Below are 11,794 nucleotides of genomic sequence, written 5' to 3'. Positions count from 1 at the left end.
GTTTTCCGTATACAGCTACTTCGCTGAATACCTTGCAACAGTAACTTCCATGAATGGATCTCTCATCAGTATTATGCTATTCATATTTGGTATAGTTATGATTTTAGGTAATCATTTATTTGGTAGTCTCCTGCAAAAAAGTATAGTAAATACAGTACTATCCTTCCCTATTTTATATTCTATCGTTTACATATTGGTTTATTATTTAGGTTCCTACCTTGTTCCAATGATTTTTATGGTATTCATTTGGGGAATCGTACATGCTGGCGGATTAATTGTTGGTCAAACATGGTTAATAAGTGAAGCAAAAGAAGCACCTGAATTTGGTAATAGCCTATTCGTTTCATTCTCAAATCTCGGAATTACTTTAGGAACAACTATTGGAGGCTGGTTCATTTCAAACTTAGGTATTCACCAACTTATTTGGAGTGGATTTCTATTCACACTACTTTCCTTTCTATTAATTATAATAAAACTAAAATTTTTCAATTCTAATAGCCCAGCTTCATTATCAAGCTAGTACATTACAGTTCCAAATTTGATAAAAATATTATAAATTCTTCTCTATATAACATACAGGTTATTCTTCTTATAAGATTTTCCAAACTAAAAAGTATAATGCTCAAAGCCTTTAGCCATAATTACGACTAAAGGCTTTTTTGTATATAAAGTGAAACTTTAATCAGCCGGGGCTTTGTTCATCCCCTCACTGATTATTAGCCTTCACTAATCAGGTTTTTACAGGCAGTTAATGCGGGATAAAAATAAATCTCAAAGGAGCTACTACTTTATGGAGCATAATCAAAATGGAATACTTGCTATAATTGTTTTGGTTTTAGGATTAGTGTTTTTTGTTAGTGGAATGGTTTATCATTTATGGGGTTCTTATTAATAGCATGATTGTAATCACCCATCCCCCTCAAGTATATCGTTCCATACTTGAGGGGGTTTTTAAATATGTTAAAAAACCATTTCTAGGACCGTTGGCTGTATTTGGAGTATCAGCTGTATCTTGCATTTTACTAATCATAACAGGAATGGTATTAGCTCTAAATTTTCATGTGAAAGATCAACATACTATTAGATATCGTTTATAAAGAAACTGATGATAAATCTAAAGAGATTGATAAAGTGAAACTTTAATCAGTGGGGGTCTTACTGCCCGTTAATGCGGGATAAATTAAAAGGGGATATATCACTATTGGAAACGCAAAATAAAACGCTAGATGCTAAAGTGAAAAGATTAAAAGAAGAATTAGCAAAGAAAGAACAACCTAAAAAAAAGAATCAAAACGAGAAACGCAACAACCTGCTGCTCAACCGGAAAAGAAAGAAGAAGTTAAACAACAACAATCTACAGGTTCATTTGCAAATCCAGTGAAGTATAGCAACAAAACCGAAGCAATAAATAGAGTGAAGGAAAAAGCGAAGCAAGACTTCAAAGATGATTACATGACTCAAAACTTTGTTGCTAGTGAGCAAACGAAAGCGTACGATTTCTTATATGGCATTGAAATAAAATCACAAGAAGAATTGAACATGATGAAAAACGCATTAAAAGATTTTCCTAACGATTTTATGAAAGCTAAGTTTGTTTATGAAGAACAGTTGAAAACAAAAAATCAACAATAAACATTTTTAAAGTTCACATTGCCTTTATAAGGGGATTATGAACAAAGTAGTGAAGTAAGTGATAGCACTCGGATGAGTGCTTTTACTATGTAGATCAACAAAAGAGAGGAATAAACAATATGAATAGAAAAGCTTTAATTGGATTTATAAGTACTATCATTATTCCAATTATCAGCATCTACTATCGGCCTAATTAATTTTTCCTTATGACCTTTAGCATCAACCGTTTCAAATTTCTTTAAACTATTACATATGTTTGTACCACGCTTTGTTGATGCGTTCACACTTCACAGTTGTTGAATTTTTAGACTTATCCCTTAGTGTACCCATATTATTAGAACATCCTACCATATTTAGGAAGAATGTAGCCAATACACACGATATTATTAATTTCTTCAAATAGCCAATTCAAACTCTCTTTCGGTTAACGTTTTTTCATAAAATAAGTTCCATACTAATTTTACATTATATTAAAAGTTGAAAAATATTCTTATACTCATAAATTGTTACATTTAAAGGGGAGAAACAGAATTTCATAAGATATTATTATTAAAAAACTTACATATAGTTTAAATATAGCCTCTTATATAAAAAAATCCCAATAAAATATATATTTGAAACATATTTCTCAATGAATAAAATAACTTAACATGGTAAAATAATATTGGGATGAGAATCCCAATATTATTAAAATTAAGATGGTTCAAGTCGAAGAAAGGCACCTTAGGGTGTCTTTTCTTTATTTCTCAATGTAAGAACTTTAAGGATATGCTAGCAAATTCCCTTTTGTACAATGAAGTAGTAACACCTAATAATAAGGCCCATCTATTTCCGTAGGTGGGCTTTATGTAATTTTACACTTATGCATGATGGTTCGATTCGGAAGAAGGAGCCTTTTATAAAAAGGCCTTAAAAAACAATAATTGCAACTATATTAATTTTACATTACATTAAGGATGGAGAATATTATTATACTAATAAAGCGCTAAATAGTAGGGGGAAAAATGGAATTTTGTGATTTGGGTATTACCATTAAAGAACTTCGAATTAAAAAAGATATATCACAATCCGAATTATGTCATGGCATATGTTCACAAAGTCAAATTAGCAAGATAGAAAAAGGTATGATTTATCCATCTAGCATATTGTTATATCAATTATCAGAAAGACTTGGTGTTGATCCAAATAATATATTTGCACTAACTCAAAACAAAAAATTAAAATACGTAAAAAATGTAAAATATGTAATGAGAGATTGTGTAAAGCAAAAACAATATAAAGAACTTTATGAAATAGTAAAAAAAGAGAAAAACGAAAACAATTTCCAATCAACAGAAGATAAACAATTTCTAATATGGTATGAAGCAATTGCTATATATCGTGTGAATAACTCAACAAAAGCGGCTTTAACTCTTCTTAATAATGCATTAAAACTAACTTTAACCAATGTTGATTGTTTATCAGAAAGAGAAATAGATATTATGCAATCAACTGCTATATTGTATGCGGAAAACAAAGAATACGAAAAAAGTATTAATATGTTAAAAAAATGTTTAACTAATTTTAATAAGTTAGATTTTCCTAGAGATAAAGAAATTAAATTAAAAATTATTTTAAATTTAGCAAAATGTTTAGACTTCACCTATCAACATGAAGAAGCAATAAAACACCTTGATAAGGGCATCAAATTAGCTATTAATCTAAACACTTTATACCTATTAGGTGAACTATTCTATTTAAAAGGTCAGTATTTATTAAAGATTAAACAACATGATGAAGAAGATGTTGTGAATAACATGAAAAAAGCATTATTTATATTTGAACTAACAGAAAAAGAACATTATATACAAATGATTAAAGATGAATTGATTGAAATACAAAATAAAAAACACTCATAATTTCGTAAAAACTACTTACAAAGCCCACAGGAAAAATCTCTATAGTTTTTAAACTTACAACGATATTATTAAAATGAAAGTAGTTCAAGTCAGAGAAAGGTACCTTAGGGTGTCTTTTTTTATTTTCAAAAGGACCTGCTCAATTATTGCGTAAAAAACATAAAGTAAATTGAATCCGTTAAAATACATGAGTGACCTTTTGTTTTCCCCTCTTATTAAAAGGAGGAACTATTATGGGATTTGGTGGTAGTTGTGGCGGCTGTGGATTTTCTGGAGGCTTTGCTTTATTAGTTGTATTATTTATTTTATTAATCATCGTTGGAGCTTCTTGCTTCTGCTAAAAAACTATCGGAAAAGACACTCATATATGGGTGTCTTTTCTTTTTACGTTAAAAGGCCCCCTATTTCCGTAGGTGGCCTTTATCTTTATTACACAATATTAAAGTATACTCTCTTTTCCCCGTAAACTTTATGTAATTATACATATTAGTGAAAAAATACACCTAATGAATATTAAATATAGTAAAATATGAATTGTGGACACGTTCTATAAAGCAGATTCTTTTGACAGGCGTAACATATCAATCATTATAGGGGATGTGGCGTTACTCCGATACTGATCTCAAATCTCTTTTATTTTATGAACTAACAATCTGGTGTATATAAACGATTCTGTTTTATAGGGTGTGTTTACATTTATAACAAAGGGGTAATACGGATAGATTCGTATGAAATGAAAATGGTTCAAGTCGGAGAAAGGCACCTCAGGGTGTCTTTTCTTTATAATAAAAAAGCTCTCCATAAAGGAAAGCTTTTACGTTTATACATGTAAGTCATCCAAATTAGTGATTCACACAACTCTTTATTCCTTCACATCTTTCATGCTGTAATATCCTAAATTAATAATAATTAAGAAATACCCAACCATAATTCCAGCAGCAAATGTCCACATGAAATCATGATGTTCAATTTCATACATAATAATCGCGCCGAGTATTGCGGCTGCAAACCGATTTATCATTCCAAGCATCGGCGCTTTTTCTTTTTTCACAATGCTGTCTCCGAACTTTTCAATACGCCTTCCTAAAATCCAGGCGCAATACATACTCACTAAAAGGCCAATGCCCCCCCCTACAAACTGGGCTGAAAAAGGTGTCATAAGCCATCCTAATACCATCACCCCTAGCAAACAATACATTTGTATGTTAAATGATCTTAATGCCATACGAATCATGCAATGCTCCTTACCTTTCTCATTAGTCCCATCTTTCGGAGTTCAAGCTTTCCGATATATCTTTTTTAAAATGAGGGAATTTGATTTTGCTCACCATTAAATAAGCGAGTACGCATGTGCCAAACGCCACGGAAACTGGATTATTCAAAAAGCATAAAATGAGGAGACACATTGCCGCGAATGGTATTGGCATTCCGATAAATGTCGGGAGTTTGCTTTGCTGCGTGTTAAATCTCGCAAGCCGAAGCATGCCACAAATACTGTAAGCAAGCGCACATATCATCCCGAAAGACTGTAATTCTTTCAATGCGACACTATATGCAAGAATAGACGGTGCCACACCAAAGGTAACTAAATCCGCAAACGAGTCCAACTCTCCGCCAATTTCCGAAACAGCATCAAGTTTCCGAGCGACCATACCATCAAAAAAATCAAATAACATACCTGTAATAATAAAAACTGCTCCTAAATAAATATCGTGAACGAAAACAGCGTAAATAGCCAAAAGCCCACATACAAAATTTGCTATCGTAATCATATTTGGTATGTAACTCATAACATGCTTCTCCTCCTTTCTACTAATTGCTTCATCTAAATTCTTACTCATTACAATCAAGATCCTTCTGTTTTTCTTCTAATATAACTTTATTTATTTTCGTTAACGTATCGGTCATTTGCTCTAAAGCATGTATATCGATTTTCGAAAAGTACTTCTCAATTAATACATCATCTAAATCAGACAACCGCTCTATATACTTACTACCGTTTGGACCAAGCGTAAGGAAATACTCCCGTTTATTATTAGGGTTTACTTGTTTCGAAATCATCTTCTGTTTTTCCAATTTCGATAAAACTTGGCTCACAGCACTTTTCGATATATTAAAAGTAGTCGCAATGTGATTCGCTGTCGTATTTTCATTTAAATTAATATGAAATAGCATGCTCTCTTGCTGTCCTGTAAGACCGTACTCATCTTTTAGCTCCTGAAATAGTAAAATGTAAAATTCATTATAAGCCCGGTTCATTTCATTAATTACTTCTTTATACGATCTAGTCATAGCATTATTCCTCCATGCTGTTATTTCGTTTCGTTATATAGTTAAGTTCACTTAACTTAACTATATAATACCGTTATGTTCGTGTAAAGGGAAATATAGCTCTATCCTTTATTTACAATGAAAAAAGAAGACATCATTTAAGATGTCTCCTTTCCATACTTAAGACTCCAAACTCTCACCATTCGTCTCAATTACTTCTTTATACCAATTGAAACTGTTTTTCTTCGATCTTTTTAATGAACCTTTTCCTTCATTATCTTTATCAACGTATATATATCCATAACGTTTTTTCATTTCTCCAGTAGAAGCACTTACAAGGTCAATTGGGCCCCAGCTTGTATACCCGATAATATCTACTCCATCTTGAATTGCTTCTGACATTTCGATCATATGTTTTTGCAAGTAATCAATACGGTATTCATCATTCACTTCGTCTTCACCATTTAATTGATCGATTGCACCGAGACCATTTTCAACAACAAATAAAGGTTTTTGGTAACGATCGTAAAGTTGGTTCGCTGTAATACGGAAGCCTTTCGGATCAATCGTCCATCCCCACTCTGATTTTTCCAAATATGGATTTTCAACAGAACCGAATACATTCCCGCTCGTTATGCTTTTTAACACTTCTGGATCTGTACTTGTTGCTCGGCTTGAATAGTAGCTAAATCCAATATAATCAACGGTATGCTCTTTTAAAATCTCCTCGTCTTCTTTTTCCATTTCAATTGTTACATTGTTATCTTTAAAGAAGCGTTTTGCGTATCCAGGATATTGTCCTCTTGCTTGTACATCAATGAAGAAGAATGATTCACGGTCTTGTTCCATCGCACGAAAAACATCGTCTGGATTACATGTGTATGGATACGTTGCACCAGCAGCAAGCATACAACCGATTTTTGCGTCTGGAATCATTTCATGACACGCTTTTACAGCTAACGCACTTGCGACAAGTTGGTGATGCGCTGCTTGATACTGAATTTGTTTTTTGTTCTCACCTGCTTTAAATGCTAGCCCTGCACCCATGAAAGGTAAATGTAAAAGCATATTAATTTCGTTAAATGTCATCCAATATTTCACTTTATCTTTATATCTATTAAAAATCGTTTTTGCATACGTCTCAAAGAAAGTGACAAGTTTTCTACTTCTCCAGCTTCCATACTTTTCTACTAAATGAATAGGAACATCAAAATGAGCCATCGTAACGACTGGTTCAATGCCCTGCTTTAACAGTTCATCAAATAAATTATCATAAAACTGTAATCCTGCTTCATTCGGCTTTTCATCTTCACCATTTGGGAAAATACGTGTCCAAGCGATAGATACACGTAGCGCTTTAAATCCCATTTCTGCAAACAGCGCGATATCTTCTTTATAACGATGATAAAAATCAATCGCTTCGTGTGATGGATAAAACTCCCCTTCTGCCGGTGTAAAGGAATGAATATTCCCCTTCATAATATCCCAACGTTTTTCACCAGTTGGCAATAGATCAACTACCGTCAATTCTTTTCCATCTTCTAAATATGCTCCTTCAACTTGATTGGCTGCGATTGCTCCACCCCATAAAAATCCTTTAGGAAAAATAACTTTAGACATATAGAAAAACTCCTTTATATAAGAATTAACGAGGAAAGGCATTGTAAGTTTTAAAGAATACCTTTCTTCGTGTGAACCTGTATGAAATGTAACTACTATTTAACTCCTAACTCTAGTAAGGAATCTCCAGCTTGAATCTTTTCTACTTCAGTTTTTTTAATACTATATTTATTATAATTTGTAACAACAACTGGTGTTGTCACAACATAACCCGCCTTTTGAATTTCAGCTATATTAAACTCAATAAGTAATTGCCCTTTTTCTACTCTCGCTCCTTGTTCAATATGAGAGGAGAAAAATTCGCCATTTAATTTCACAGTATCCATTCCAATATGGATTAAAATTTCAGCACCTGAATTCGCCGTAATTCCTACTGCATGATTCGTCGGGAAAAGTGCAGAAATCGTACCTGAAACTGGTGAAAACAACTTTCCTTCTGAAGGCTCAATCGCAACCCCTTCACCTAACGCACCTGATGCAAATGCAGCATCGTCAATATTTTGAAGTGGCATAACGGCGCCATGAAATGGACTCAGAATTGCTTCATCATCGTTTGATGCAGCAATTTTATCAATTGTTTCAGCTGATTCTGTAGAATCTTTCTTTTTAGTAAAACCAAATAAATAAGTAAGAACAAAACCTACTATTAAAGAGACAACTATCGCAATAATCGCGCCCCAAAATCCAGCTGTAATCCCTTCTTTCGGACTAATGAATGTTGGAAGCGCAAATATACCAAGTCCACCTGTCATATAAGCTTGCGTACCGAATACGCCAAGTATTCCGCCGCCAATTCCTCCCGCAATACAACTCATAATAAACGGTTTTTTAAGAGGAAGTGTAACACCATAAATCGCCGGCTCTGTAACACCGAAAATACCCGAAATAAAAGCTGGAATACTAAGTGTTTTTAATTTCCGATCTTTCGTTTTCATCCAAACTCCAAGAACAGCCCCAATTTGAGCAAATGAAGTAGCGAATATAAGCGCTAATATGGGATCAATACCGTGCACTGCTAAATTGTTATAGCCAATCGGGACAATTCCCCAATGAAGTCCGAAAATAACGAGCACTTGCCAGAAAGCACCAAGTACTATCCCTGCTACTAATGGACTTAAATGATAAACCCAAAGTGTAGCCTGTCCTAAAAATTGACCTGCCCACGTCGCAATCGGACCAATAACAAGAAATGTAACTGGTACAACGATTAGTAACGTTAAGAATGGTAGTACAAATGTTTTCACAACATCTGGAATGACTTTCTTTAAAGACTTTTCTACTTTCGCTCCAAAATACGTAGCAAGAATAATTGGAATAACAGATGATGCATAGTTCATTAAAATAACTGAAATTCCTAAAAACGTAATATGAATTGGTGATTCAAACATCGTTCCTGCAAATAGCGTATATAATGGCTCACTTGCTTTTAAACCGGATAGAGCCGGATACACTAACGCTCCCCCAATTGCCATACCAATGAATGGTGATCCTCCAAATTTCTTACTTGCTGTATATCCTAAGAAGATTGGGAAGAAATAAAATAATGAATCGCCAACTGCATTTAATATTTGATACGTTCCTGACTGCGTACTTAACCAGCCTAGCGCTACAAATAGTGCATTAAATCCTTTAATCATCCCAGTTGCAGCTAGTACTCCTAAAATGGGAGTGAAAATGCTAGAAAGAATATCTATAAGACTACTCTTTTTCTTCTCACTCGCACTTTCTTCCTCTGTTTCTTGAAACCCTCCAGCAGCAATAACCGCTTTATATACGTCGGATACATGGTTACCAATTACAACTTGATATTGTCCGCCACTTTTCATAACAGTCACAACATCTTCCATACTTTTCAGTACTTCTGTATTTGCTTTCCCCTCATCTTTTAACTGAAATCGTAAGCGAGTTATACAATGTACAACGCTATTTATATTTTCTCTCCCGCCAACATGTTTCAGTATGTCCTTTGCTAATTTTTCATACTTCATAGTTATTTCTCCTCCCTACAATCATCCCATTTATCATTTTTATAAAGTGAAACTGTAATCAGTAGGGGTATTCATCCCCCACTGATTACTAGCCTTCACCAATCGGGCATTTACGGCAGCCCGACTCCCACATAACTTCTTGGCCTCAGCCGAATTTTGAGGTGGGTAAAAGAAAAAACCTAAACTAACCGTAACGACGTGATACATACGAATCACTCCATTACAAGTCAATTTAGGTTTTGCCTGCCAAACAGTAACAATCCTGTTTATTCAATTACATAATTCATTGCGTTTCGTTACACGATGAATGTGCAACGTTACGTACACTTTTTCATCTTTTGAAAGATGACTATTATGTGCTTTTTGTAAGTATGCTTCAATTTTTTCTGTACAACCATATGCCTCTTCATACTTACTTTTCACTTGTTCGTATAAAAAATCATCATCGGCCGAGTTCAATTCCTTCTGCATTAAACGCTGAGCAAAATACCGTAAATGCGTTACGAACCGACTATAATTAAATGAATTCTCATCTAAGTTCATCTTATAGTGGTACTTTACAACATTTAAAATATCTTGGACAATTTTTGTCATCGCTACCGTTTGTTGCATTGCCGGCTCTCCTTGCTGTGCATTCACGAAATGCAAGGCAATTGACCCTGCTTCATCTTCAGAAAGCCTAAGCCCAGTCTGTTCTTCAATGATGTTCAAAGCTTGTAGACCAATTTCAAACTCTTTCTGATAGAACCTCTTAACCTCCCAAAGCAAAGTATTTTTCAGATCCATTCCTTCTTTATGCCGAATTAAAGCGAAACTTAAGTGATCCGTTAATGTAAGATAAATATAATCACTTAAAGTCCCCGGCAAAACTGTCTTAGCAAACTGAATAATTCTCTCTGTAATCTCTAAATTTTCTACAGGAATTTCAGTTAGTAATCTAGCGAGTTTCTCTGATAATTCTCTTGTTTCTAGCACAAAGGTCTTTTCTATCTTAGATTCATCAATCGCATCGCCTACTTTTTTCTGAAACCCCAAACCTCTGCCCATAAGTACAACTTCTGTCTCATTATCCTTCATCGTACAAACAACATTGTTATTTAAGATTTTATGGATTCTCATATTGTTCCGCCTTCTTCTTCTTAAAGTCACAAAAGGTAATAAAAAAACCTAAACTGATTCCAAAAGCTACACTACACCCGTAGCCTCTAGATCAATTTAGGTTTTGCCTGCCGAACAGTAACAATCCTTTTACTTATTAACTTACTTTTATTATACACAACAAGTAAGCGTTTGCAACGATAAATTATTGAACATTTTTTTACAAGTGAAAACAAAGACTAATCATTTCAAAAAGTATTTTTCCTTTTTCGATATACTAACAGTTTATCAGCTGTTGTTTTAATGTACTTAAAACTTTCTTTCTCTCTTCATAATCTTCTGCATCAGCTTCTTCCCAAAGTTCAAGATCAGCCCCTCGCTCAATTAATGCAATCGCATTGTTGCGAACCTCATCCTGAAGACACCCTTTCTCCAATTGTATTGCCGCAAGACCAATATATACTAAAGACATAACCTCTAAATCTTCATCTATATCAAACTCATCTAAATACTCTTCTAAAATGAGCTTAGTTGCTTCTTCTACACTATTATCTTCTTCTAAGTACTCAATAAACTGCTCTTTCACATCACAAGTTGTATCATCATCAAATAACCCAGTTCCCCAAGCGCCCATATTCCACAGCCCCTTCTTTGTACTTTTCTATTATATTTCAATCTTAAATATAATAGAAATTCATTACAAGGCTAGTTATATACATCATTATATTTTACAATTACTATAGGTAATATGTATATTTTACCACATGTATCATTCTGAATAATTAAACAAAACCATCGATAAAATTCCATATAGACCCATTACTGGTTAAAATGTTATAATTAAATCACCCTACATAGTTACTCATAGTCAGACTGAGGAACTAGCGTCTTATTAAGCAATGCGCATAACTTAAATAAAAAAGACACTTTACAGTGTCTTTTTTATTTACATTCTATTCATTATTTTTTCATAGAAGTTATCTCTTTTATACACAAAATATATCAAACTATACTTATTTAGAGTTTTCCTTCAATCCAACTACCCGATTGGTCAAAATAGTATTTGTTACCACCAATTGATTGCCAACCCGTTAACATTGCACCTTCACCATTTAAGTAGTACCATTTACCACCGATTGATTGCCAGCCCGTTAACATTGCACCTTCACCATTTAAGTAGTACCATTTACCACCGATTGATTGCCAACCCGTTACCATTGCACCTTCACCATTTAAGTAGTACCATTTACCACCTGTCTCTTATACACATCTCCGAGCCCACGAGAC

Annotated in this window: 10 protein-coding genes and 2 pseudogenes; 4 read left to right on the top strand and 8 right to left on the bottom strand. The window is 33.8% G+C overall.

What is annotated here, in order from left to right; all coding sequences use genetic code 11:
- The 4 genes and pseudogenes from JDS92_RS27965 to JDS92_RS27950 form a co-directional block, all read left to right on the top strand.
- The coding region (locus tag JDS92_RS27965) for an MFS transporter (protein ID WP_199632905.1) at positions 1-520 on the top strand (520 nt) is incomplete at its 5' end.
- A 657-nt stretch (positions 521-1,177) separates the two neighbouring features.
- Positions 1,178-1,632, top strand: a pseudogene (locus JDS92_RS27960) (Branched-chain amino acid permease); the annotation flags it as partial.
- A 1,004-nt stretch (positions 1,633-2,636) separates the two neighbouring features.
- The gene (locus JDS92_RS27955; RefSeq protein WP_199632904.1) at positions 2,637-3,530 is read left to right on the top strand and encodes a helix-turn-helix domain-containing protein; all 894 of its coding nucleotides are present in this window, start codon (positions 2,637-2,639) and stop codon (positions 3,528-3,530) included.
- 233 nt (positions 3,531-3,763) lie between these two features.
- Positions 3,764-3,871, top strand: a complete 108-nt coding sequence (locus tag JDS92_RS27950) for a YjcZ family sporulation protein (protein ID WP_000505673.1) — start codon at positions 3,764-3,766, stop codon at positions 3,869-3,871.
- A 521-nt stretch (positions 3,872-4,392) separates the two neighbouring features.
- Here JDS92_RS27950 and JDS92_RS27945 read toward each other — a convergent pair.
- The 8 genes and pseudogenes from JDS92_RS27945 to JDS92_RS27910 form a co-directional block, all read right to left on the bottom strand.
- Positions 4,393-4,764, bottom strand: a complete 372-nt coding sequence (locus JDS92_RS27945; RefSeq protein WP_000620621.1) for an ATP synthase subunit I — start codon at positions 4,762-4,764, stop codon at positions 4,393-4,395.
- A 22-nt stretch (positions 4,765-4,786) separates the two neighbouring features.
- Positions 4,787-5,371 carry a CDP-diacylglycerol--serine O-phosphatidyltransferase gene (gene pssA / locus JDS92_RS27940; protein ID WP_199632903.1) on the bottom strand — a complete coding sequence of 195 codons (585 nt, stop codon included), beginning with the start codon at positions 5,369-5,371 and terminating at the stop codon, positions 4,787-4,789.
- The gene (locus JDS92_RS27935) at positions 5,364-5,822 is read right to left on the bottom strand and encodes a MarR family winged helix-turn-helix transcriptional regulator (RefSeq protein ID WP_016090905.1); all 459 of its coding nucleotides are present in this window, start codon (positions 5,820-5,822) and stop codon (positions 5,364-5,366) included. Before JDS92_RS27935 ends, pssA begins: the two co-directional genes overlap by 8 nt.
- Before the next feature lie 159 nt (positions 5,823-5,981).
- Complete coding sequence (locus JDS92_RS27930; protein WP_199632902.1) at positions 5,982-7,421, bottom strand: 6-phospho-beta-glucosidase; 1,440 nt, start codon at positions 7,419-7,421, stop codon at positions 5,982-5,984.
- 95 nt (positions 7,422-7,516) lie between these two features.
- Positions 7,517-9,409: a beta-glucoside-specific PTS transporter subunit IIABC gene (locus JDS92_RS27925; protein WP_199632901.1), complete on the bottom strand. Its 1,893-nt coding sequence runs from the start codon at positions 9,407-9,409 to the stop codon at positions 7,517-7,519.
- Between the two features lie 270 nt (positions 9,410-9,679).
- Positions 9,680-10,528: a BglG family transcription antiterminator LicT gene (licT, locus tag JDS92_RS27920; RefSeq protein ID WP_199632900.1), complete on the bottom strand. Its 849-nt coding sequence runs from the start codon at positions 10,526-10,528 to the stop codon at positions 9,680-9,682.
- Positions 10,529-10,784: 256 nt separating this feature from the next.
- The gene (locus tag JDS92_RS27915) at positions 10,785-11,141 is read right to left on the bottom strand and encodes a DUF4259 domain-containing protein (RefSeq protein ID WP_199632899.1); all 357 of its coding nucleotides are present in this window, start codon (positions 11,139-11,141) and stop codon (positions 10,785-10,787) included.
- Positions 11,142-11,524: 383 nt separating this feature from the next.
- A pseudogene (locus tag JDS92_RS27910) lies at positions 11,525-11,761 on the bottom strand (N-acetylmuramoyl-L-alanine amidase family protein); the annotation flags it as partial.
- Positions 11,762-11,794: the final 33 nt, after the last annotated feature.

The organism is Bacillus cereus group sp. N12 (genome assembly GCF_016483575.1).
GTDB classification, from domain to species: Bacteria; Bacillota; Bacilli; order Bacillales; family Bacillaceae_G; genus Bacillus_A; species Bacillus_A toyonensis.
Note: the sequence above shows the minus strand (reverse complement) of the source record. Positions and strands in the feature narration are given on the sequence as shown.